This is a genomic window from Streptococcus sp. 2022WUSS135 (assembly GCF_044427045.1).
Classification (GTDB): domain Bacteria; phylum Bacillota; class Bacilli; order Lactobacillales; family Streptococcaceae; genus Streptococcus; species Streptococcus hashimotonensis.
This window is the reverse complement of record NZ_JAOTGL010000015.1, coordinates 26173-51513: the sequence shown is the minus strand read 5'-3', so window position 1 is coordinate 51513 and position 25341 is coordinate 26173. Positions and strand designations below refer to the sequence as shown.

Sequence of the window (25341 nt, the reverse complement as noted above, 5' to 3'; positions counted from 1 at the left end):
TTATAATCATCAACGATTTCAAGAACGCAACAACGGCCTTGCCCCTCTTGAAATGAGGAACAAGGCCGTCGCCTAATCTTTTATTATTTCATTGTCCACTTGACAGGGAGCAGTTCATGTTCTAGGCTAGTTTTGTTATCTGATTATCATTTGTTTTGTGTAAATTAATACTCAATGAAAATCAAAAGTAGCCTAGGAAACGAAGCCGAAGATAGAACTCTGTTACTTTCTTATTTCAAGGTAACAGGCTGAAAACCTCCACTGGAGCTTTTCACTCATCAAGGCAAGTTGACAACGGTTATTTTTGGTTTTCGAAGAGTATAAAAGCAGATAATTTCAGGGATTTAATATGTTTGAGTGGATGAAGACAGGAATCTATAATAAAGTAGTTGATGTTTCAAAATAGTCAAAATGATTGACTATTTTTCTTTTTTTGGTAAAATAGTAAAAAATATTGACTAACATGATTACAGGAGGAAGTCGTTGTGAAAATTGTTGTTGTTTTGAATACTAGTAGACCAGAGGCTTTTAGTAAGGTAGTTGTGCTCACTGAGGAGGGGGAAGGATGATGGAAGTTGAGAAAAGGAGTAAGGATTATGCTCGTATGTTTGACCAGCAAGTCGGTCTTTATGAAGACTATGCTCGTGGACATGGACTCAATGCAAAATGCTTATCCATTCTCATGTGGATTTATTATAATCCCGGAGGTGTGACGCAAAACTGGGTCAGCAAGAAGACCTATTCAAGCAAACAAGTTGTCAATGCTACTGTAAAGAAATTTTTGGATGGTGGCCTGGTAGTTTTTGAGGAGAATCTAGCAGATAAGCGACATAAGAAAATTAAATTGACAGAGGAGGGGCAACAATTTGCTAGTCGCATTTTGGACCCCTTAGAGGAGGCGGAAAATAAGGCGCTGTCTCAACTCAGTCAGGAGGAACAGGAGCTTATGCTAGGATTAATTCAGCGCTACAGTCAGAGTCTCATGGCTATTTTAAAAGGAGAAAATGATGATTGATTATCAAAATGTATCCCTGATCTGTAAGGTTAGCGGACCAATCTTGAAAAATTTGACCTTTGATATTCAAGAAGGGGAATTCTTTGTCTTAATTGGACCGAGTGGTAGTGGAAAGACAACTACGTTGAAATTGATTAACCGTCTAATTGAGCAGACCGAGGGAGAGGTTTTTTTTCAAGGTAAGCGACTTAAGGATTTCGACCTGCGTGAATTACGTTTGGAGACAGGTTATGTTCTTCAGCAGATAGCCCTTTTTCCAAATATGAGGGTAGCTGAAAATATTGCTCTTATTCCTGAAATGAAAGGTTTGGGCAAGGAAGAAACCTTGACGAGGACGAGAGAGCTCTTGACCAAGGTTGGCTTGGAACCAGACAGCTATCTGGATCGTTTGCCCAAGGACTTGTCTGGGGGAGAAAAACAGCGGGTTAGCATTCTGCGGGCCATCATTGCAAATCCAAAGGTCTTGCTCATGGACGAACCTTTCTCAGCTCTAGATCCAATCAGTAAGGCTCAGTTGCAGGACTTGATTAAGGAGTTACATGAGGAATTCAAGATGACAACGGTTTTCGTTACTCATGATATGGATGAGGCGGTTAAATTGGCGGATCGCATCTGTCTCATGCAAGATGGACAAGTTGTGCAATTAGGAAGTCCTGATGAATTGAGGAATCATCCTGCCAATGATTTTGTCAAGGAATTTATCAGAGCTCGAGGAGGTATGTAATGAACCTATTTGAAACCTTTATAGAACGCAAGGATGAGTGGGGAATCGCTCTTTTTGAACACCTTCGCATCTCCCTTCTAGCTTTGATTATTGCGATTGCAATTGCAGTACCTTTGGGACTGATTCTATCTAGTAAAAAACGCTTGACTGAGTGGAGTCTGCAAATAACAGGTATCTTCCAAACTATTCCATCCCTTGCTTTGCTTGGTCTTTTCATTCCTTTTATGGGAATTGGAACCTTGCCAGCAGTAGTAGCACTCGTTATTTATGCTATCTTTCCTATCTTGCAGGGGACATTGACAGGCCTTGGAGAAATCGACCCTTCTCTGGAAGAAGCAGCAACCGCTTTTGGTATGAATAAATGGGAGAAGTTGAAAAAATTTAAGTTAGCTCTTGCCATGCCTATTTTGATGTCAGGGATTCGGACGGCTTCCATTATGATTATCGGAACGGCGACTCTGGCAGCCTTGGTGGGGGCTGGGGGTCTAGGCTCCTTTATTCTACTTGGAATTGACCGCAATGATTCAGCCCTGATTTTGATTGGTGCGGTATCGTCGGCTGTCCTTGCAGTACTTTTCGGTTACGGAATTCGTCTGTTGCAGGATAAGAAACCCAAGACAATTTTGTTGGCTCTATTGGTGACTTTATTTACTGTTGGAGCTAGTTATGTTCCCATGCTTAATTTTTCCACAAAACAGTTGGTCATTGCAGGGAAGCTCGGTGCAGAACCTGAAATTCTCATCAATATGTATAAGTTGTTGATTGAAGACCAGACAGACATCAAGGTGGAGATAAAACCTAATTTCGGAAAGACTAGCTTCCTTTATGAGGCACTCAAATCAGGTTCTATTGATATTTATCCTGAATACACAGGGACCATTACAAGTACTCTTTTGAAAAATTCATCAATGGATTTATCTACTAATTCTGATGAGGTTTACACTTATGCCAAAGAGGCGATTTTGGAGCAGGATGGCTTGGTTTACCTGGCACCAATGACTTTCCAGAATACCTATGCTTTGGCTGTAACGGAAGATTATGCTCAGAAAAATGGGATTGAAAAGATTTCGGATTTGGCAAAAGTGCAACAGACAGCTGTCGCAGGCTTCTCTTTAGAGTTTAATGACCGCGAAGATGGTAATATCGGTCTAAAAAATCTGTACAATCTCCAACTTAATGTCAAGACCATGGAGCCAGCCCTTCGTTATGAAGCTATTAAAAACGGAGATGTGCAGATTGTTGAAGCCTTCTCGACAGACAGCAAGGTGGTCACTTATAAGCTGAAAATCTTAGAAGACGACAAACAGCTCTTCCCACCCTACCAGGCCGCTCCGCTATTGTCCAAAGAAACCCTAGAAAAATACCCTGAGTTGGAGCAAGTCCTAGGGGTCTTGGCAGGCAACATCTCGACCGAGGAAATGACCCAGATGAACTATGCGGTCGATGTGGAAGGCAAGTCGGCAGAGCAAGTGGCGAGGGAATATTTGGAACGAGAAGGATTGTTAAAATAGGAGAACATCATGTCACATCAACTAGATAACGCTAAAAATCTTTACCTTCGTGGCATTCGGGACGGGGAAATCAAGGAAGTTCATGAAAACTATATGGGTGCCAGTTATACCCAGCACAGTACGGGTGTGCCTGATGAGAAAGAGGGCTTTTTCAAACGCAATCCCAAGCGGGAAATCACCATTGTGCGTGCCATTGAGGACGGGAATTTTGTCTTTGTCCATGTTCACCAGAAACTCTATGACGGTGAAGCTGAGTGGGTGACGGCGGACATCTTCCGTTCGGATGAAAATGGTCGTATTGTTGAACATTGGGATGTTATCGATGCCTATCCAAAAAACATTGGTGAAACAGACCCGATTTACGCAGACTTTGAGCTGACTGACCCGGACAAGACTGAGGACAACAAGAAAATCGTCCGTCGTTTCTTGGTCGATGTCCTTCAAAATGGGGAAATTGAGAAGTTTGACGACTATGTAGCGGCAGACCTGATTCAGCACAACCAAGAAATCGCCCAAGGCGGTGCGGCCTACAAGGACTATCTGGTAGAGAATCAAGTCAACTACGACTTCGTCTTTAAGGTGATGGGACAGGGTGACTATGTCGTGGCTTATTCGAAAGTCTGGATTGCAGGTCAAGACTACGCCCACTTTGACATCTACCGCCTCAAAGACGGAAAGATTGTTGAGCACTGGGACAACAAAGAAGTCATGCCAGACAAAAAAGACTTGACCAATTTAGGGAAGTTTTAATCCATTAAATGATGAAAGTAGGCATATGCTTTTGTTAATGCCATTAAGTTAACTGGTAGTTGGAAATACTTTGTTTGTAACAGTCATAGAGGTCAGATTTGGAGTGTAAAACACAAACCGTGGAAATGTGCTCTGCAAATCCTATTTAATCTTTGAGGCTGCGCGAAAAGACTTAAAATATAGAAAATAGCTTAGAATTACGTCGTCAAAAACGTTGATTTTAAGCTATTTTTGTTTGTTCAAATTTTAATTGAAGCGGGAAACGAGCGTAGCTTCCGTCAAACAGTCTGTGGGGGAGCGTTGAAAGTTTGAAATAAAGCAAACATAGTGTATCTATAAAATGAAATCCTTTTTACACGTAATGCTATGTGCAAATCAAAGGGGAATTTGAAAAATTCTAGAAAAAATTTAAAAATATACATTTAGAAATATATTAAATTTTATATTTGTTAAGTTCAGAATGCTTATTCTATAAGGCTTCTAAAGAATGGCTTTTGGGTGAAATAATAGTATTAGTCTTCAAACGAATAAAAATACAGATAAAACAGGAAAAATATTCACTTTAAAAGCAAGTTTATTTCTTTAAAAAACGCATAAAACCTTGACAAATTTGAAGATAGGGTGGTAAAATAAACAAGCTAGTAGTGAATGGCATTTAATAATTATAGTTTTAAGTTATCTTTTTATAAATTTATAAAACTGTCCTAAAGTGAGGCAAACTGTAGAAATAGTTTGAAGTATCAATGTCAGTTGCTCTGGTTATGTTTTTTAATAAAGAAGGAGATCGTTAACATGGAACGAAAACGACCGAAAAAATTTGATTGGTACAATGCCAAGCAACGTTTTTCAATTCGTAAGTATCATTGTGGAGCCGCAAGTGTATTACTTGGGGTATCGCTTGCTTTGTCAGGAGGTATGGAAGTTTCAGCATTGACGATGGATACAGCGCCATCAAATTCTGTTGCTGAGACAATAAGTTTATCTACTGATAAAACGGAGGTATCCACTGATGCAACAACATCAACAGATACGACTGCAACAGATGCTGTGTCCTCTAAGGATGTGGTAGAGCGTGCAACAAAAATTGACTATACAGTTGAATATCAAGATGAAACTGGTACTGCTGTAGCTACAGTAGCCAAATCAGTTTCCTTGACTACAAAAGACCCTATTGCGATTGCAGTTGTGACTGAGACAGCCGAGCTACCGAAAGGGTATCAACTAGCAGCCAATGAAGTGGCAACGATTAATTCTGGAGTAGTAGAAGGAGGAAGTACAAAAATTGTTTTCAAAGTTGTGAAGCAAGCAGCGGAGACAGCAAGCGTAACAACCTCAACTTTACCAATTGATACTGCAATCTCAACGTCATCAGCTGTACCAGCTGAATTTAAAGCAAGGGCAGCTACAGAGCCAGCAACTATTGAAGACGTAAAACATCTTTTAGCCCAAGTGTCATCTGAAGCGGCAGTTCTTGCCTCACAGGGTGAGAGATTGGTTGCAAAAACTGAATCTAATAATTCATTGCTAAAAACTGTAGTGACAAATGCTCGTTTGGTAGCTAATCAGTCAGAAGTATTACTGGCAAATTCAGCCGCAACGGTTGAACAGTTGTATAAACAGATTGATTCGGTTCGTACAAACGTAGAAGCACTAGCTGTGGAATTGCGCAAATTTAGTCCAGATGGTGTCATCACGGCTCAATTAGGTGCAACAGCCCTTGCGGACCCTGTGGAAGTTTTAAATCGTCCATCTGATTGGAAGAATGGCATCAAGTCAGTTACGTCTCAATATATTGGTAAAGACTCAGAAGGCTTAGATATGGTCAAATGGGTGATTACCCATGATTCCAAATCTAAGTGGCATTGGCAGTATATGGTAATTGCTACTAGTGATAAGTTTAACAATACTGCTGGTGGGGGTGATATCAATATTACATCTGGTGCTTCAGATTTGAAAGTTTATGATGCTCAAGATCGTTTGGGCTATATTAATTTTGATGGTGAACTGGCTAAATATTTTGGAAATAGAGGTGGCAACGCCTTTGCTCCAAATGAAAAACCATCCAAAGGAGCTGGAGCGAACAGAATTATTTTGAAAGATTCATCTTGGCGTGATGTAACTGCTCCTAACTATATCATTGAAGTAATTACTCATGGTTCAAATCACACTCTATATGTTAGGACAGCGGCATCTCGAACAGAACTAGATACTGAGCAAGATATGAGAGACTCCTCAGCTATTAAAAACCCTGACTGGGATGATACTCTAACCCGTTTAACTCAAGAGCAACGTTATGGAGATAGAAAAATCATCACTGATGACGGTTTCTTGAAGGGTGCTGGTCCGATAGAAGAAAATACACCATCGACAGCTACCAATAAGCACGACATCTTTATCTTCAATAAGACACCAATTAAGACAGTTGATAGCTCTAATAAGCCAGATGGTTTGGATAAGGTAAAAATCGCTGACTTAGTAGATCCAGAAGGTATTAAGTCTGTCGAAGTTAACCAACCAAGTTCATTAGGTTATTCAGTAGACAAAGACGGAAACGCATACGGTACTGCTTCTGTAGACAAACTTGGTTATTATTCTCGCGGACTGAAAGTGACAGATAATAAGGACAATGTAACCGATGTCCTTTCCAACAATAAATACATGACCTATGTTTTGGATACTGCCGTTAAAGGTACTGTAATCAAAGAAGACTGGGAAGGTGTCACTGAAAGCGATATTCTAAGCCAAGTAGAAGTCAATACAGGTGGTGTAGCTAACGTAGCAGAAGGCAAGGGGTACCGTAAAGTTCTCTTGAAGAATGAGAATGAAGATTTGTCTAAACTTAAAGCCGGTACTTATGTATTTACAGTCAGAGTTGTTACAGATTCTAACGTCTACAAAGAGGAGGAAGTCACTGTCATTGTGAAAGCCACTGTAAGTACAGTTGAAATTACTGACTTTAAAGAAGGTGACAGAAGTGTTGAGCTTGTTCCAAAATCTGACGTTGACCAAATCTTTGTCGGAGTTCAAGGGAAATCTGTTAAATTAGTGAAAAAGCCAGATGGAACTTATGTGGCGGAGGAAAATGCGGCGAATGTCACTGTATCAACTAATCCAAAAACAGGAAATATCACTCTAACCTTACCAGATGGAAAAACTTTTGCGGCAAGAGATCGTGTTGTTACTCGTGCTGAAAAGCAAGATCCTACCGAGCTAGATGGCTATGTTAGATCTCCAGAAGTAGAGAAATTTGCGACTGCCTTGAGCAATGTTGTAAAAGCAAAGCCAAACTATCCAGTCACAAATGTCGTTCCAGGTACTCCAGCTATCTCAACACCTACATTTACAGATGCAAGCGGTCGACCAGTAGCAGCTCCAAAGAATGCAACTTATGAAATTCCATCAGATTTCAAAGTTCCAGAAGGATATACTGCAAAGATCAACCCAACGACAGGCGTTGTAACAGTTACAGTTGCTAATGGCACGACAGTTGAAAGCATTGAAGTACCAGTTAAGGTGACTTATGAAGATAAGACTGTGGAGAATGCGAAAGCTAAGTTCCAATTAGACACAGATGGTGACGGTATGCCAGATGTGACCGATAAGGATGATGATAATGATGGTATTCCGGATACAGAGGATAAAAATCCTAAGAAAGCAACGAATACAGTTATTACAGCAGATGATGCTACAGTAACCGAAGGTCAACCAGTTAAACCAATCCCAGTGACTGTAACATCTGATAATCCAAAGGCAACAGTTAAAGTAACAGGCTTGCCAGATGGTCTCACATTTGATCCAAATAAAGGAGAAGTCACAGGAACTCCTAAGAAGATTACAAATTGGGGCAAAGATGAAGAGAAACGTGATTTCACTGTAACAGTTGAAGCTAAGGATGATAAAGGTAATCCGATTGTCGACAAAGACAATAAACCAGTAATCAAAACCATTACAATTACTGTTCAACGCGATACAGATGGCGATGGTATGCCAGATGTGACCGATAAGGATGATGATAACGACGGTATTTCAGATGAAGTCGAAAAAGAAAAAGGTACTGATCCAAAAGTTCCGAACGCTGGTGTAACAGTAACACCTAAAGATGTTCTTGAAGGTCAACCAGTTCCGGATGGCACTCAAGTTGTCAAACCAGAATCACCTAAGACAGTAATCACACCATCTGAGCCAGTCAACGGCGTATCAGTAGATGGCAATGGTAACCTTGTAGGCACACCAAAAGTAGACGATTGGGGCAAAGACGAAGAAGAACGTGGAATCACTATCCCAGTCACTGTTACAACAGATGGCGAATCTAAAGTAATTGATGTTCCAGTTACAATCCAACGCGATACAGATGGCGATGGTATGCCAGATGTGACTGATACTGATGATGACAACGATGGCATCTCAGATGAAGTCGAAAAAGAAAAAGGTACCGATCCAAAAGTACCGAATGTGGGCATAGCAGTAACGCCTAAAGATGTTCTTGAAGGCAAACCAGTTCCGGATGGCACTCAAGTTGTCAAACCAGAATCACCTAAGACAGTAATCACTCCATCTGCCCCAGTCAACGGCGTATCAGTAGATGGCAATGGTAATCTTGTAGGTACACCAAAAGTAGACGATTGGGGTAAAGATGAAGAAGAACGTAAGATCACTATCCCAGTTACTGTTACAACAGATGGCGAGTCTAAAGTAATTGATGTTCCAGTTACAATCCAACGTGATACAGATGGCGATGGTATGCCAGACGTAACCGATAAAGATGATGATAATGATGGTATTCTAGATACAGAAGATCCAGCTCCAAAGGATCCAACAAAACCTAATACAGGTGTAACCGTAACGTCTAAAGATGTTCTTGAAGGCAAACCGGTTCCAGATGGTACTCAAGTTGTCAAACCAGAATCACCTAAGACGGCAATCACACCATCTGCTCCAGTCAACGGCGTATCAGTAGATGGCAATGGTAACCTCGTAGGCACACCAAAAGTAGACGATTGGGGCAAAGATGAAGAAGAACGTGAAAACATTATCCCAGTCACTGTTACAACAGATGGCGAATCTAAAGTAGTTAATGTACCAGTCACCATTCAACGCGATACAGATGGCGATGGTATGCCAGATGTGACTGATACTGACGATGACAACGATGGTATCTCAGATGAAGTCGAAAAAGAAAAAGGTACTGATCCAAAAGTTCCGAATGTGGGCATATCAGTAACACCTAAAGATGTTCTTGAAGGTCAACCAGTTCCGGATGGCACTCAAGTTGTTAAACCAGAATCACCTAAGACAGTAATCACTCCATCTACTCCAGTCAATGGTGTATCAGTAGATGGCAATGGTAACCTCGTAGGCACACCGAAAGTAGACGATTGGGGCAAAGATGAAGAAGAACGTGAAATCACTATCCCAGTCACTGTTACAACAGATGGCGAATCTAAAGTAATCGACGTACCAGTTACGATCCAACGCGACACAGATGGCGACGGTATGCCAGATGTGACTGATACTGACGATGACAACGATGGCATCTCAGATGAAGTCGAAAAAGAAAAAGGTACCGATCCAAAAGTACCGAATGTTGGTGTGACAGTAACGCCTAAAGATGTTCTTGAAGGTCAACCAGTTCCAGATGGCACCCAAGTTGTCAAACCAGAATCACCTAAGACAGTAATCACTCCATCTGCTCCAGTCAACGGCGTATCAGTAGATGGCAATGGTAACCTCGTAGGCACACCAAAAGTAGACGATTGGGGTAAAGACGAAGAAGAACGTAAGATTACTATCCCAGTTACTGTTACAACAGATGGCGAATCTAAAGTAATTGACGTTCCAGTTACAATCCAACGCGACAAAGATGGCGACGGTATGCCAGATGTGACTGATACTGATGATGACAACGACGGTATTACTGATGAAGTAGAGAAGGAAAACGGCACCGATCCTAAGTCTCCTAATACAGGTGTAACAGTATCACCTAAAGATGTTCTTGAAGGTCAACCGGTTCCAGATGGCACTCAAGTTGTCAAACCAGAATCACCTAAGACAGTAATCACTCCATCTACTCCAGTCAACGGTGTATCAGTAGATGGTAATGGTAATCTTGTAGGTACACCAAAAGTGGACGATTGGGGCAAAGACGAAGAAGAACGTAAGATCACTATCCCAGTTACTGTTACAACAGATGGCGAGTCTAAAGTAATCGACGTTCCAGTTACAATCCAACGCGACACAGATGGCGATGGTATGCCAGATGTGACTGATAAGGATGATGATAACGACGGTATTACTGATGAAGTAGAGAAGGAAAACGGCACCGATCCTAAGTCTCCTAATACAGGTGTAACCGTAACGCCTAAAGATGTTCTTGAAGGTCAACCAGTTCCGGATGGCACCCAAGTTGTCAAACCGGAATCACCTAAGACAGTAATCACTCCATCTGCTCCGGTCAATGGCGTATCAGTAGATGGCAATGGTAACCTTGTAGGCACACCAAAAGTAGACGATTGGGGTAAAGACGAAGAAGAACGTAAGATCACTATTCCAGTTACTGTTACAACAGATGGCGAATCTAAAGTAATTGACGTTCCGGTTACAATCCAACGCGACACAGATGGCGACGGTATGCCAGATGTGACTGATACTGACGATGACAACGATGGCATCTCAGATGAAGTCGAAAAAGAAAAAGGTACTGATCCAAAAGTACCGAACACTGGCGTGACAGTAACACCTAAATCGACCGAAACTAAGTCAACGAAATCTACGACAGCTCAACTACCAAATACAGGTGAAACAAGCACTGTTGCAGTTTCAGCTCTTGGTGTAGGCATGTTGATTGCAACACTTGCCTTTGCAGGTAAGCGTCGTAAAAAAGGTGAAGAATAATTAGGTTTAAGAACCCATAATCTCCACTTTTAAATATACAAAACAACCTCCGAGATTTATTCTTGGAGGTGGTTTGTTGTACGAATAATCACCCAAATAACGAGGTATCTATCCAATCACTCCCTTCTTCAGTATACTGTTAGAAAAAACAAAACTGGAGGGTATTTTGATGTCACCCCCTCTTCTGCGGAGATTGAAAGAGTTGGCTTGAATGAACAAGAATTTTTGCTATTATATAAAGGTTTTTGATAATAAAAAATAACTTAGTTAAATGGTGAAAAAGATGTTGGATAGGTAGCTTGTTGAGGAGAAATAACCTCATTTTTACTGTAAAATAAGACTCAATTCCTTGGGGGTGAGATGCTATTCTTAGAAAATTGTAAATATCATAAAAACACGCTGAAGAAATTATAGACCTATATAATAAATACATGTATTTTTTGTTGGAATGGCACGCTTGATTTGTGATAATGTTAGCTTTTCATAAAGTGCTGTGATATAATCAGTTGTGTATTGATAACTTATCTTGTGCAGTTGCGACTTAGCATAAGAGGAATTAATGAGGAAAAAAAGTGAAAAAAAATAAAATTAAATTATATTCAGCGCTCATATTAACAAGTCTTGTGACAGTAGACATTAGTAGTGGTTGGAACATTAGTGCTGAAATTATAAAACAAGTACTTACCTTGGAAAATGCAATAAAGATTTCAGAAGGGAAAATCACATTAGAAAATCGTCAAGTAGACTCTCTTTTACTTGGTAGTGATATTCTGCCAGATAATGATAATGATGGTGATGGTTTAGCAAATAAAGAAGAAATCTATACCTATGAGAAAGACAAAACTACTTATTTCGGTTATTATAGTCATCCATTTCTTAAAGACAGTGATGGTGATGGTTTTTCAGATGGCACGGAGCGGACGGTTACTGATTCCCATCCTCAATTGACAGATCCCTTGAAATGGGATGTTACGTCTAGAGAGATGGCCATGTTTATGGAATTGGCTTATAGAGACGATGATTATATAAGAAAGGTACTAGATCCACTACAGCCACTTGATACTCTTTATGATGGTAGACAAGAGTATGCTATGATGCATAAGGAACTCTCTCCATACTGGCGAATGGTAAGAACTTTCCATGAAAATAATGGATTTGATGCAGTTTTGTTCGAGACGACTTCTAATTATCCATTTATCAATGCTGGTGAAGTGCAAGTCCTTGCAATTAGGGGTACAAAAGGAACTTCCGATGTGGATGATGATCTTAGTATTTTCTTTGCAACAAATCCCAAACAGGCAAATAGTATTGAAAGATTGATGGATCAGCTTCAGCAGTCCACACAAATCAATAATTTGTATTTGACAGGACATTCTTTAGGTGGTTATCTTGCGCAACGTGGCTTTATTTATGCTAATCAAAAGAACTATGATTGGGCAAAAAAATCCTACACATTTAATGCCCCAAAAATAAAAGGCCTTGTTAGCAATCTCAATGGTATTGCTGCAATAGGAGACCAGCTGACAAATGAAGGAAAATCGATTCATTATGCAACAGATAATGATACTTTAATTACTAATGGTGTTGGGCATTTTTCTGGCACAAAATTTGTTGGTAAATCCGTGGCGGGGCACGGTTCTAGATCTTTCTTAGAACCGTTAATGAATGGGCAATATGACTTTACAACGGGGGACAAGAAAAGCATTAATGAGACAGGTTACATTGATCCCAAATTAGCTAATTTATATTATTTTACATTGCCAGAAGCAAATGTCTATGAACCAATTTTTTCTGATGAAGAAATTTTTGAGGGAGAAGAAGTAGATTTTAATGATAATCTTACCAATTCTAAGGACCTCCCTAATACTATAACTATACAAGATATTACTCCAAAAGGCACTGTTAATACGAATAAAGAGGGAGATTATCTTGCAACTGTACAAGTTTTGTATTTTGACAATAGCTATGATGTACTGCAAATTCCTGTAAAAGTGCATAAGAAAGACTATCCTGCCTCTCTAAGTGTAGCCCTTCCTGAAGCTGTCATTATGGAGAAAGAAATCCCTTTTGATACCCTTTATCAAGACGATCCCACACTTCCAGTTGGTCAAGAGTTCGAGCAAGTTGCCGGTGTAACAGGAAAAACCAATGTGATTAGTATTGGAGACCAGACGACAGAGGTCATTACCACTGCCAAAGTAGATCGCATTGTTAGAGTTGGTACGAAGTTAGCAGCTGCTCAGAGTGCAGACCTTGCCGAAGCTGTTATCACGGAGAAAGAAATCCCTTTTGATACCCTTTATCAAGACGATCCCACACTTCCAGTTGGTCAAGAGTCTGAGCAAGTTGCCGGTGTAACAGGAAAAATCAATGTGATTAGTATTGGAGACCAGACGACAGAGGTCGTTACCACTGCCAAAGTAGATCGCATTGTTAGAGTTGGTACGAAGTTAGCAGCTACTCAGAGTGCAAACCTTGCCGAAGCTGTTATCACGGAGAAAGAAATCCCTTTTGATACTCTTTATCAAGACGACCCTACTCTTCCAGTTGGTCAAGAGTTTGAGCAAGTTGCCGGTGTAACAGGAAAAACCAATGTGATTAGTATTGGAGACCAGACGACAGAGGTCATTACCACTGCCAAAGTAGATCGCATTGTTATAGTTGGTACGAAGTTAGCAGCTGCTCAGAGTGCAGACCTTGCCGAAGCTGTTATCACGGAGAAAGAAATCCCTTTTGATACCCTTTATCAAGACGATCCCACACTTCCAGTTGGTCAAGAGTCTGAGCAAGTTGCCGGTGTAACAGGAAAAATCAATGTGATTAGTATTGGAGACCAGACGACAGAGGTCGTTACCACTGCCAAAGTAGATCGCATTGTTAGAGTTGGTACGAAGTTGGCAGCTGCTCAGAGTGCAGACCTTGCCGAAGCTGTTATCACGGAGAAAGAAATCCCTTTTGATACCCTTTATCAAGACGACCCTACTCTTCCAGTTGGTCAAGAGTCTGAGCAAGTTGCCGGTGTAACAGGAAAAACTAATGTGATTAGTATTGGAGCCCAGACGATAGATGATGTTCGAGAGGTTGCTGCTGGTTCATTAGACTTGGTTTCTACATCTGACTTAGGGGAATCTCGGGAGTACACTGCTAAAAATAAGGTAATTAATGGTACAAATACAGATGATGTTCCAAAACCTAAGAGACTTCCTCAAACCGGAGAAAATAAAGGGAGCTTACAGACTTTTTTCGCAGTAGTTGGTATCGCAATGATTAGTGTTTTGGTTTATGTTAAGAATCAAAAAAATCTGATTTTCTCGAAATTAAAACAAAAGATGTAGAACACTGTAAATCCTTTTTGTATCAGCAAGTCGTGCTAATACTAAAGATCTAATGATTCAGTCAACTGAAATGGATTAAAGATTATTTGTTAAGTAGGAAAAGTTCCAGAATTAAATCGTAATTTTGGGACTTTTTTTCAATATACTCCATTATTGGGCGGTACAGATTATCCGTTGTCAACTTGCATTGATGAACCCTGGTTCTATCTTTAATTTTGTTTTTAAGGCTACTTTTGATGTTTATTGAGTAGAATATGAGAGTGTGGCAATCATATATTCCTTTTTGGTACGTCGGGGATGAAGTGAAAGTTCTTTGTGGCATCTGCTATTGGTATTGGTGAACCCAAAATAGACTTTTAAGCCTGACTACTGTGAGGCGGCGGATTAAAACGACTCCCTAACTGTTTCAATCAGTCAAGGCGTGTTCAAACAATCCACTGGAGTTTTTCACTCGTCGAAGTAGTAAAATAGAAACTAAATGATGATACAATCAGTATTCTCTCAAAAAATTAACTTGATTAGCGACAAACTATTTCTTACAGAAAAGTACTTTACTTGGGAATGTTTGTATATTTATACGTAATTTTAAGTAATATGGTACAATAAGAGCAGAATAAATAAAAGTAGGAAGTCTTATGAAATTACCACGTTTTGGCGTTGAGGAATGGCTGAATGTCCATGAAAATAGCGCGATTTATGATATAGCTGGGGTGTCCATTTCTTCATTGACTTTGGAGGAACTGTTTACCTTGTCGGGCACCAATCCTGAGGATTTTTATGAGAAATTGCAGGGAACCAAGCTCAACTATGGCTGGATAGAAGGTTCGCCAGCATTTAAAAAATCGGTCAGTCAACTCTATACAGGCGTCAAGCCAGAACAAATTCTCCAGACCAACGGGGCAACAGGGGTCAACTTGTTAGTTCTTTATAGTTTGATTGAACCAGGAGACCATGTCATTTCCCTTTATCCGACCTACCAACAACTCTACGATATTCCAAAGTCCTTGGGAGCGGAAGTAGATTTGTGGCAGATTGAGGAGGAAAATGGCTGGTTGCCAGACTTGGAAAAACTGCGTCAGCTCATTCGTCCTAACACTAAGATGATTTGCGTCAACAATGCCAATAATCCAACTGGTGCTGTCATGGATAGGACTTATTTGGAAGAATTGGCGGAAATTGCTGGTGAAGTTGGAGCTTACATTCTATCGGATGAAGTCTATCGTTCCTTTTCTGAGCTGGATGTGCCATCTATTATAGAAGTCTATGATAAAGGAATTGCTGTAAATAGCTTATCCAAGACCTACTCCCTGCCAGGTATTCGCATTGGTTGGGTGGCTGCCAATCTTGAAGTGACAGATATATTGAGAGATTATCGGGATTACACTATGATTTGTGCAGGTGTCTTTGACGATCTGGTGGCTCAATTAGCTTTGGCCCATTATCAAGAAATTCTAGAACGAAATCGGCGTATTTTAGAAGAAAATCTAGCAATTTTGGACCAATGGATTGAGAATGAACCCCTCGTTTCCTATATCCGCCCAGCGGTTGTTTCGACCAGCTTTGTCAAGATTGCAGTAGATATGCCCATGGAAGATTTTTGCTTGCAACTTCTGCAGGAATACGGTGTTCTCCTAGTTCCTGGTAATCGATTTGAACGTGACGGCTATGTCCGTCTAGGTTTTGCCTGTGAACAAGATATTCTAATCAAAGGATTAGAAAAACTATCCCAATTTTTAAGAAGATTTGATAAAGAAAACTAGCTCAGTGGTTGAGCTAGTTTTCTTTATTTTCAGCTGTATTTCTTTTGAAAAGTTTCCGCCAATCTGGTAGAGAGATTTCAGGGCTTGGAATGGAGGTGCTAATATTGTCCCTCCAAATTTGGTAGCGGGTGTCAAAGAGTAGCCGAATGAGTTTGTCCATCATCTCAGCTTCTTCTGGAGCTACTTCTTTTCTCAGTCGATCAATTTCTTGTAATTTCTGTAGGGGATTTACCGTGATGTCGCTAAAACGTTCAATTCCTGCTTTGATGAAAATGCCGAAAAATAAATCGAAGAAGTTTCGTAATTCATCGTCTGTTAAACTAGCCGTCCAAGTTTTTAAGGCTTGGTCTGTTTGTAGGCTATCGCTGGTCAGGGCAGGGGCTAGTTTGAAGTCGCTTCCGTCAACCTCCCAAGAAAAACTGATGTGTTGTAGAATGCCGAGGGTATTACTCTGAACGATTTGAGCATTTTCTGGTGTTTCTAACATCATACCGACAATTGAATTCTGGGGAATGACAGGGAAAATCCGTTGGTGAATAGCTTGGTAACTAGGTGCTTCCAAGTGTTTTTTGTGTAAGCCAGGTGAATCAAAGGGATAGATAGCTAGGATTCTATCCTGTTGGTCTGTAGCTTGCTGGCATGCTGCATAGAGGGCTAAATTTCCGCCTTTCGAATGACCGGCCAGATAAAAATGGCCCATCTGCTGCATCATAAGTTTTTCTAAGTAGCCACTCGCTGCACGCTGGGCAGGAATTTCATCCATATAGGTCATGTGGAAGTCTTCCTTCCAACCGATAATGGTGTCATCTGTTCCTCTGAAGCAAGTCACAATTGTTTTTCGGTCAATGCGATAGCTGATTGCTGAAAACTGCTTTTCCTGTTCCAACTGATAATCGTCAACGAAGCCAAATGCCTTGATAGATTTGAAGCGTTTGGATTTGGCTAGAAGTCCAAGTAAGGCTAGGCGGTTTTTGGTCACCATAGAAAAGGGAGGGAAATTATTTTTGTAGGTCTCTTCAAAGGCCGTTGCCAACCGATCAAGTCGTACACCATTTTCTGTAAAAGAGTAGGGGACCAGATTATCAAAAGGGAGGTAGGAAAGTTCGGTCAGAGCCAGAATATCTAGCTTATTGATAGGTTTATCATAAAAATTATCGTATTGAGTTTCTTCAATATAGGTTAATAAATTCGGCATAGGAGTCCTTTCCTTTTTTATCTAGTATAACGAAATATGTGGGGAATGACAAATTTGCACCACTGATGACCTGGTTTTTTAGTCAACTTCTTGTGTAAATGTATAAAAATACTCAAATTTGTTCCAATGTAAGCTATAATAAATGGTAGGGATATGAAAGGAGATAGTTATGCAGAAAATACTTCTTGTTGAGGATGATAAAACCATTAGCCAACTAGTTGCCAAAAACCTGATCAACTGGGGCTATCAGGTTCAAGAGGTCAAGGATTTTCAGACGGTTTTGGACCAGATAAGAGATTTTCAGCCCCATTTGATTTTACTGGATATTGGGCTGCCTTTTTTCAATGGCTATTACTGGTGTCAGGAAATTCGCAAGACATCCCGTGTGCCCATTATGTTTCTGTCTTCCCATGACCAGCCTATGGATATTGTCATGGCAATCAATATGGGGGCGGATGACTATGTGACCAAGCCCTTTGAAATGACGGTTCTCCTGGCCAAAATACAGGGGCTTCTCAGAAGAACCTATGACTTTGTTGGCGAACAAAGTTTACTCTGGTTTGAGGAGATTTCTCTAGACTTAAAGACCATGCAGGTGTCCTATGGACAGGTTGTGGAAGAGCTGACACGAAATGAATTTCAGATATTACGGGTGCTTTTTGAGCATGGCAAGGAGGTGGTCAGCCGTGAGGAGCTGATGAGAGAACTCTGGAACAGTGATATTTTTGTGGATGACAATACTTTGTCGGTTAACATTGCTCGCCTGCGTAAAAAGTTGGCAGAACTGGGTCTGCCAGATGTGATTGCGACCAAGAAAGGAGTAGGCTACGGCCTGGTGTGGACACATGAATAAGGATGATTTTGGCTCATTAGTACCAGGATTTTTGACCTCATGGCTTGGTCATCGCTTGATTTTTCTGATAGCCTACGCCATTTTTGCTGTGGCTATTCTGGCTTATAGTAGCCTCTTTGACATCAAAAGAAACCTGATTTTCTATGCCATCCTCCTCCTCAGTATTTGTTGGATTCTCGCCCTCCTCTGGGATTTTGTCAGGGAAGTTTCTCGTTTTAGAAAAATCTGGCGTGGTCAGAAAGTGGCTACTGGGACAGCCAGTGAGCGTTGTTTGCAGGAGAGAGTGGAGCGACTAGAAGTCCAAAACAAGCTCCTGCTGGAAAAACAACGTCAGGAACAGACAGAATTAGATGACTACTACACCCTGTGGGCCCACCAAATGAAAACGCCTATTGCAGCCAGTCAGCTCTTGGCCAAGGAAGTGGACAGCAGTTCAGTCCGTCATCAGCTAGAATCCGAACTTTTTAAAATCGAACAATATACAGGTTTGGTCTTGAACTACCTCCGTTTACAATCCTTCCATGATGATTTGGTTATTGAATCTGTCAATTTGGAAGAGCTGGTCAGATGTCTGGTCAAGAAATATTCCCTCTTTTTCATTCAGGTCAATACCAGCCTGGATCTGGGTCAGCTGGATAGGAGCGTAAAGACAGACAAACGCTGGCTGGGCCTGTTGATAGAGCAAATTTTATCTAATGCCCTCAAGTATTGTCAGGAAGGGACCATTTCGATTGTTTTGGATGGAGATGATTTGGTCATTCGCGATACGGGAATTGGGATTGCAGAGAGTGACTTGGAACGGGTCTTTGAGCGTGGTTTCTCAGGTTTCAATGGGCGCAGAACCCAGCAATCTTCGGGTCTGGGGCTCTATCTCTCACGGAAAATTGCTGCGGAGCTGGGCTATTCCCTAAAGCTAAAATCAAAAGTGGGGCGGGGAACAGAGGTGCGAATCGGTATCAAAGAAGTGGAGTTGATTTTTGATTAATCTTACAAAACTGTCACGTAAATGAAAGCTAAGGCTATGGTAGTTTATCTTGGGACCGTGTAGAATGAAGGTAGAAAAATGAAGGTAGAAAAAGAAAAGGAGTCAAGTTATGTCAGTTTTAGATGTTCAACACGTTCAAAAGATATACAGTTCTCTCTTTAAGGCGGGACAGGTTGAGGCTTTGAAGGATATTCATTTTACAGTGGAAAAGGGTGAATATGTCGCTATTATGGGTGAGTCTGGTTCTGGAAAATCCACCTTGCTCAATATTTTGGCAACCCTTGATAAGCCAACGCAGGGCAAGGTCCTGCTTAACGGATTGGATACCCAGTCTATCAAGAGCAAGGAAGCGGCAGCCTTTCGTCGGGAGAAATTGGGCTTTGTCTTCCAAGATTTCAATCTCTTGGACACCCTCTCTGTCAAGGACAATGTGCTCTTACCTCTGGTTTTATCCCGCTATCCGATTGATGAGATGAACAAGCGACTCGTTCATACGCTTAATAGCCTGGGAATTGCGACCTTGCAAGACAAGATGCCCTACGAGATTTCGGGTGGTCAGCAGCAGCGAGTTGCGGTGGCGCGTGCCATCATTACCCAGCCAGAAATACTCTTAGCGGATGAGCCGACTGGGGCTCTCGACTCTAAATCAACGGCAACTCTTCTAGATATTTTTGAAAAAATCAACCAAGAAGGGCAAACTATTCTGATGGTAACCCACTCGACAGTAGCAGCTAGTCGTGCCAAACGGGTCCTCTTCATCAAGGATGGCATTCTCTACAATCAAATCTACCGAGGTGAGAGAACCAGTCAGGAAATGTATCAGCTGATTTCAGATACCTTGACACTTATGGCGAATCGAGGTGAGTAGTATGTTTGGACTAACCGTTCGATTGGCTCTGACCAATCTCAAAAAGAACCGCAGACTCTATTTTCCCTATGCCCTGATGACCATTTTGTCCACAGCCATTGCCTATATTTTTGCCTCGCTTGCCTTTCATCCTGATTTAGGTCAGGTCAAGGGGGCCAATGGAGTGATTCAAGTGCTGGGCTTCGGTATGATTGTGGTTATGCTGGCCGTTGCCATCATGGTCTTCTATGCCAATAGTTTTGTTATGAAGCAGCGGTCAAAAGAGTTTGGTGTCTATAGCATTCTTGGTCTGGAGAAAAAACATCTCTTCTTGATGACTTTTCTAGAAAATCTGGTCTTTTCAGTCGGTACCATTCTATCTGGCTTGCTCTTGGGACTGGCTCTAGATAAACTCTTCTATGCCCTCTTGCTGAAAGCTATGCAGATGCCTGTGGTCCTGGCTTCAACCTTCCAGTTGAAAAGTCTAGTCACTGTACTTATCTATCTCTTTGGCATTTTCGCCTTGGTCAGCCTCTTTAATATTGGAAAACTGGGCTTGACCGACTCACTCAAACTGGTTCAAGGTAAGAAGCGTGGGGATAAGAAATCAGGCTTACTCTGGCTACAGACCCTCTTAGCTCTTATCTTATTGGGGGCAGGCTATACCATTGCCCAACTAGTGACCAGTCCGATGCAGGCTATTCCAAGTTTCTTTGGAGCGACTCTTCTGGTTATCCTTGGGACCTACCTGCTCTTCCACGCAGGTGTTATCAGTCTATTAAACTGGCTAAAGAACCGTCAGACCTATTATTATAAGCCAGATAATTTCATTTCTGTATCCAACTTGATTTTCCGTATGCGGAAAAATGCTCTGGGCCTTGCGACCATTACTATCCTCTCTAGCATGTTTTTGGTGACCATGGTTGGAGGACTCAATATTTACATCGGTGGTAAAGATTATATCGCCAATCAAAATCCAAATGATTATTCTATTGATTTTGGAATGCAACCAACCACTTCAAAAGCTCAAACGGAGAAGTGGGAGGAGTGGGCGGAAGCTATCTTAGAAGAGACAGATATTCCTGTTGAAAGTAAGGTGGTCTATCCTTATCAGCAAGCCTATTTTTCTGAGGTGACAAATCAGCAAGTAAAATTTTTGACAGAAAAAGAGTCATGGATGGATTTTTCTAATCAAGTAGGTGTAGGCTATATTTTGGATAAAGCTACATATGAAAAAATGACTAGTCAAAAACTGGAGTTGGCAGCTGACCAAGTGGCCATTTATAGTAAGGGAGTCCAGTATCAAGCTGGTCAAACCCTCACCTTTGATGAAAAGGAGATGAAAGTTGCCCAAGTCTTGCCCAAGAATGTGACCTTGGGACATCTGCCTGACCATGTGACTTTTAATTTTAGTAAGTATTTAGTCATTGTTGTTCAAGATTTGACAATATTTGAAAATCTAGCCGAAAATCGCTATTATATGGGCTTTGAAAGTAGTCTATCAGAAGAAGAGCAGGTAAATAGCCAGGAGGTCTTCTTATCCGGTACCTTTGAAAGTGAGCTTTGGGAGTCCAATATATTACCGAATGGAACGAACGCCATCAGTCTCGCCTACCGTGCCTATGCGATGCGTAGTTTCTTCAGTTTTGCAGGTTCACTTTTCTTCATCGGCCTCTTGCTATCACTCATCTTTTTGATGGCGGTGGTGCTGGTGATTTACTTCAAACAGATTTCAGAAGGCTATGAAGACAGAGATCGCTTCGTCATTATGACCAAGGTTGGTCTGGATGAGGATCAGACGAGACAGTCCATTCGCAAGCAATTGCTGACCGTCTTTTTCCTACCTATCCTACTTGCCTTTGTTCATCTTGCATTTGCCTACAAGATGCTCTCGTCTATCTTGTTGTCTATTGGTGTGGTCAATGCAGGGCTTATGCTGCAAGTAACGGTAGGCATCTGTGGTGGCTATCTCCTCCTTTACCTAGTGGTATATGCCATCACGACACGGTCTTACAAACAAATTATTTCCTAAACTTGGGACAACCCAAGTTTTTTATGTGTTTTTAGATATGTTGCTACCGTAACTTTTTATTTCCAACTTCCAACAATTTCCCAGATTGTTTGGACACAAACTGCGTTTGTTTTATTTCCCACCTTCAACAGTCTCTCCCCAGACTGTTGAAGCAATCTATCACTGTGCTGAGATGTTGACACAAACTTTGAGTAGTAGTGTTGATTTTTTTACTCATTTTCCACTATTTTGCTTTACATACTAGCTACCTTGTGTTACACTATAGATACAATACTAATAGGTAAAACAAACTAGTGATAGAAGACAAAGAAAATCACTTTTATTTTTACAAGACTAGTGTGTATTACAAACTAGATGGGGAGGCAGTATGAAACTGGATAAGAAAAGTCGGGAAAGTTGGAAACTAGCAGGTATCACGCTTGTGACGGCCATTATAACTGGCTGGGCCTTGGATTCTATTTTGATTTTAGGTATCCTGTTAGCATCAGGCTTGCTGTTTGGATTTTTTACAGATGATGAGGAGGGCTTATGAAAGAAACCCAAATGCTAAAGGGGGTCCTAGACGGCTGTGTCTTACAAATTATCAGTCAGAAGGAGATTTATGGTTATGAGCTGGTTCAGGAGTTGAGAAATCAGGGCTTTGAAAACATGGTCGGAGGGACAGTCTATCCCCTCCTTCAGAAGTTAGAGAAAAATAGCCTGATTCTTAGTCAGAATAAGCCCTCGCCAGACGGACCGGACAGGAAGTATTTTTATCTGACAGACCAGGGAAAGGCTTATCTAGAAGATTTTTGGAGCCAATGGACGGAATTGGTCCAAAAGGTTCAGCGATTGAAAGGAGAGTAGGATGAGCAAACAAATGGAATACCGCAAGCAGATTGAAGTGATTGAAAGCCAGCTGACTAAGGAAAACAAGGAATACATGGGCCGTATCAATGGCTACATGATGATTGCCTCTGTCTTTCACAGGCAGGAAGAAGCAGTGACTGCCCAGCTCTTATCCATTTACCAAGATGTTCTTGAAGCCCAAAAAGACGGGCTTTCGGCGGAGGATTTTCTGGGTAAAGATAGCAAGCAGATGGCGGACGACCTACTCAGCTATCTCCCTCCGATTGGTTTCGTGGAAGTTGCAAACCTGAGTGGCCTCATGCTCATCATTTACCTCGGTAGCCAATGGCTCATGGATTTTGCAGGGACAGGAACCATCTCCCTCAACTGGCTGGACTTGATCTGCGACGCGGTACTTAGCCTCCTCCTCCCAGCAGGGATTTTCCTCATCATTCGCAGTCTGATTTACCAGACCAGCAAAATCAAGGTTTGGGCAAGTTTTCTCTGCATCCCCCTTCTTTTTCTCGTGATTTGTGGACTTCGTCTCTGGGCAATGCCCAAGGAACCTGACCTAGTCTTGACTGGCTGGGGGCTTCTAGTGCCACTCACTTTGCTCGGTCTTGCTCTGCTATTTTTCCAAAAGGAAAAATTAGTCCGCTATGTCTTTTTACCGACCTATCTCTTCATGATTGTTGGCGGTGTGGTAAATATGGTCATGACCGTTCCAGTTTGGCTCAATCTGATGTTGGTCATTCTTCCAGCGATGGCCTTTTGGATTGGAACTGCGGTTTTGTTGGTGAGGAAAAAGAAATAGATGGTATATTTTGGTATAATAAAGAAAAACAGGAGGTGCCTGTATGGAGTTTGAGGAAATTCTTGCATCGAAGACGATTTGCAATGCCATGAAGCCTTGTATTCTGTTTTTCACGAGGATGAGCGGTTGGTTAGTCAAGCTGGATAGTTTGAATTTTTGACCACCTTTCGTGAGTTGGAAAAGTATGTGACTGACCAGTCTAAGATATTGGACATTGGGGCAGGGACGGGAGTTTATTCTTTTCCCCTTGCAAAGATTGCTAAGGAAGTAGTCGCACTAGAGCCTGCCTCTCGAAACTACCAAAGATTGACAGAAAAGATTGTGACTAGCCAGCTCACCAATCTAGCAGCCCAACAGAAAAGCTCCTTGGAACTGGAAGAGTTTCCCAGCGGATATTTCGACATCGTTTTACTATTCGGACCGCTTTACCACCTATCGCAAGTAGCAGACCGTGAGGAAAGTCTTCGCCAAGCTAAGCGACTTCTGGCACCAGGGGGCAAGCTGTTCATCGCCTTTATCAATCATGACATGATACCGATGACAGAAACTGCCCGGAATCCTCATTATCTAACAGCTCAGGACAGCGGTTTTCAGGCAGATAAAGGACGCGTCAGGAATAGACCTTTTGTGTTCTTTACTTTGAAGGAGTGCCGAGAAATGCTGGAACAAGTAGGTCTGTCTATTCTTTCTATCCTTGCCACCGACGGATTTGCTGAAATGCTGGCTCCACAGATCAATGCCATGGATCAGAGGACCTACCAGACCTATCTGGACTGGCATTTTGCTCACTGCAAGGATCCCCATTTACTTGGGGCCAGCAACCATTTTCTATTTATTTGCCAAAAAGATGAATTCACAAAGGAGTAAATCATGACATTTGAAGAGATTTTACCAGGCTTGAAAGCCAAGAAAAAGTACGTTCGCACAGGTTGGGGCGGAGCGGAGAACTACGTCCAGCTCTTTGACACCATTGAGGTCCACGGGCAAAAGCTGGAGGCGACGCCTTATTTCCTCATCAACGTGACAGGCGAGGGCGAAGGTTTCTCCATGTGGAGCCCGACCCCTTGCGATGTCCTTGCGACCGACTGGGTGGAAGTCCATGACTAAGACAGCCCTCATCACCGGCGTTTCCAGCGGCATTGGACTAGCGCAGGCGGAGATTTTTTTGGAAAATGGCTGGCGTGTCTACGGCATTGACCAGTCCAACAAGCCTGATTTGTCAGGCGATTTCCACTTTCTACAACTAGACCTAACTGGTGATTTATCCCCAGTCTTTTCGTGGTGCCAGACAGTTGATGTCCTCTGTAATACCGCAGGCATTCTAGATGATTACCGTCCCCACCTCGATATTGAGGAGGATGAATTGGCACATATCTTTGCGGTTAATTTTTTTGCGGTGACCAGACTAACCCGCCCCTATCTGCAACAAATGGTGGACAGACAGTCGGGTATTATTATCAATATGTGCTCCATTGCCTCCAACCTAGCAGGTGGAGGAGGCTCTGCCTATACTGCCTCCAAGCACGCTTTGGCAGGATTTACCAAGCAGTTGGCACTGGACTATGCCAAGGACAAGGTCCAGGTCTTCGGCATCGCCCCTGGTGCTGTCCAGACAGGCATGACCCAGAAGGACTTTGAGCCTGGTGGCCTGGCGGACTGGGTGGCAGACCAGACCCCTATCGGACGCTGGACACAGCCTCAAGAGATTGCAGAGTTAACCTTCATGCTGGCCAGCGGAAAACTGGCTTCTATGCAAGGTCAAATCATCACCATTGACGGCGGCTGGAGTTTGAAGTAGGGG

The 25341-nt window shown here is 41.9% G+C and carries 18 protein-coding genes; 17 read left to right on the top strand and 1 reads right to left on the bottom strand.

Annotated features, from left to right (window positions below):
- Window positions 1-565 precede the first annotated feature (565 nt).
- From ODU45_RS06235 to ODU45_RS06205, 7 genes are all read left to right on the top strand, one after another.
- Window positions 566-1015 carry a MarR family winged helix-turn-helix transcriptional regulator gene (locus tag ODU45_RS06235; RefSeq protein WP_248021050.1) on the top strand — a complete coding sequence of 150 codons (450 nt, stop codon included), beginning with the start codon at window positions 566-568 and terminating at the stop codon, window positions 1013-1015.
- Window positions 1008-1739, top strand: a complete 732-nt coding sequence (locus ODU45_RS06230; RefSeq protein ID WP_398580978.1) for an ATP-binding cassette domain-containing protein — start codon at window positions 1008-1010, stop codon at window positions 1737-1739. The genes ODU45_RS06235 and ODU45_RS06230 overlap by 8 nt, the downstream gene beginning before the upstream one ends.
- Window positions 1739-3250, top strand: coding sequence for an ABC transporter permease/substrate-binding protein (locus ODU45_RS06225; RefSeq protein WP_398580977.1), 1512 nt, complete (start codon window positions 1739-1741; stop codon window positions 3248-3250). Before ODU45_RS06230 ends, ODU45_RS06225 begins: the two co-directional genes overlap by 1 nt.
- 9 nt (window positions 3251-3259) lie before the next feature.
- Window positions 3260-4000, top strand: a complete 741-nt coding sequence (locus tag ODU45_RS06220; protein ID WP_398580976.1) for a nuclear transport factor 2 family protein — start codon at window positions 3260-3262, stop codon at window positions 3998-4000.
- A gap of 792 nt (window positions 4001-4792) precedes the next feature.
- Window positions 4793-10891, top strand: coding sequence for a YPDG domain-containing protein (locus ODU45_RS06215; protein WP_398580975.1), 6099 nt, complete (start codon window positions 4793-4795; stop codon window positions 10889-10891).
- A gap of 572 nt (window positions 10892-11463) precedes the next feature.
- Complete coding sequence (locus tag ODU45_RS06210; RefSeq protein ID WP_398580974.1) at window positions 11464-14226, top strand: G5 domain-containing protein; 2763 nt, start codon at window positions 11464-11466, stop codon at window positions 14224-14226.
- 635 nt (window positions 14227-14861) lie between these two features.
- Window positions 14862-15986: an aminotransferase gene (locus ODU45_RS06205; protein WP_398580973.1), complete on the top strand. Its 1125-nt coding sequence runs from the start codon at window positions 14862-14864 to the stop codon at window positions 15984-15986.
- Between the two features lie 13 nt (window positions 15987-15999).
- Here the strand turns inward: ODU45_RS06205 and ODU45_RS06200 are convergent, their stop codons facing one another.
- Entirely contained in the window at window positions 16000-17181 is a 1182-nt protein-coding gene (locus ODU45_RS06200) for a DUF2974 domain-containing protein (protein ID WP_398580972.1), read from the bottom strand.
- Window positions 17182-17350: 169 nt separating this feature from the next.
- On the opposite strand from ODU45_RS06200, the gene ODU45_RS06195 reads away from it, so the two are divergent.
- The 10 genes from ODU45_RS06195 to ODU45_RS06150 all read left to right on the top strand — a co-directional run bounded on the left by ODU45_RS06195 (window position 17351) and on the right by ODU45_RS06150 (window position 25338).
- A complete protein-coding gene (locus ODU45_RS06195; protein WP_398580245.1) occupies window positions 17351-18034 on the top strand; it encodes a response regulator transcription factor in 684 nt (227 codons plus the stop codon).
- Complete coding sequence (locus ODU45_RS06190; protein WP_136671483.1) at window positions 18027-19019, top strand: HAMP domain-containing sensor histidine kinase; 993 nt, start codon at window positions 18027-18029, stop codon at window positions 19017-19019. Before ODU45_RS06195 ends, ODU45_RS06190 begins: the two co-directional genes overlap by 8 nt.
- 109 nt (window positions 19020-19128) lie before the next feature.
- Window positions 19129-19887 carry an ABC transporter ATP-binding protein gene (locus tag ODU45_RS06185; RefSeq protein WP_024382815.1) on the top strand — a complete coding sequence of 253 codons (759 nt, stop codon included), beginning with the start codon at window positions 19129-19131 and terminating at the stop codon, window positions 19885-19887.
- Window position 19888: 1 nt separating this feature from the next.
- Window positions 19889-21898: an ABC transporter permease gene (locus ODU45_RS06180; protein WP_398580246.1), complete on the top strand. Its 2010-nt coding sequence runs from the start codon at window positions 19889-19891 to the stop codon at window positions 21896-21898.
- 367 nt (window positions 21899-22265) lie between these two features.
- Window positions 22266-22430: a membrane protein gene (locus ODU45_RS06175; protein WP_024386445.1), complete on the top strand. Its 165-nt coding sequence runs from the start codon at window positions 22266-22268 to the stop codon at window positions 22428-22430.
- Entirely contained in the window at window positions 22427-22744 is a 318-nt protein-coding gene (locus ODU45_RS06170) for a PadR family transcriptional regulator (protein ID WP_024387534.1), read from the top strand. The genes ODU45_RS06175 and ODU45_RS06170 overlap by 4 nt, the downstream gene beginning before the upstream one ends.
- A gap of 1 nt (window position 22745) precedes the next feature.
- Complete coding sequence (locus ODU45_RS06165) at window positions 22746-23540, top strand: hypothetical protein (protein WP_398580247.1); 795 nt, start codon at window positions 22746-22748, stop codon at window positions 23538-23540.
- A 156-nt stretch (window positions 23541-23696) separates the two neighbouring features.
- Window positions 23697-24407 (top strand): class I SAM-dependent methyltransferase, encoded by a 711-nt coding sequence (locus ODU45_RS06160; RefSeq protein WP_398580971.1) that lies wholly within the window; start codon window positions 23697-23699, stop codon window positions 24405-24407.
- Window positions 24408-24410: 3 nt separating this feature from the next.
- A complete protein-coding gene (locus ODU45_RS06155) occupies window positions 24411-24647 on the top strand; it encodes a DUF2829 domain-containing protein (RefSeq protein WP_004194840.1) in 237 nt (78 codons plus the stop codon).
- Window positions 24640-25338: a 3-oxoacyl-ACP reductase gene (locus ODU45_RS06150; RefSeq protein WP_398580970.1), complete on the top strand. Its 699-nt coding sequence runs from the start codon at window positions 24640-24642 to the stop codon at window positions 25336-25338. Before ODU45_RS06155 ends, ODU45_RS06150 begins: the two co-directional genes overlap by 8 nt.
- Window positions 25339-25341: the final 3 nt, after the last annotated feature.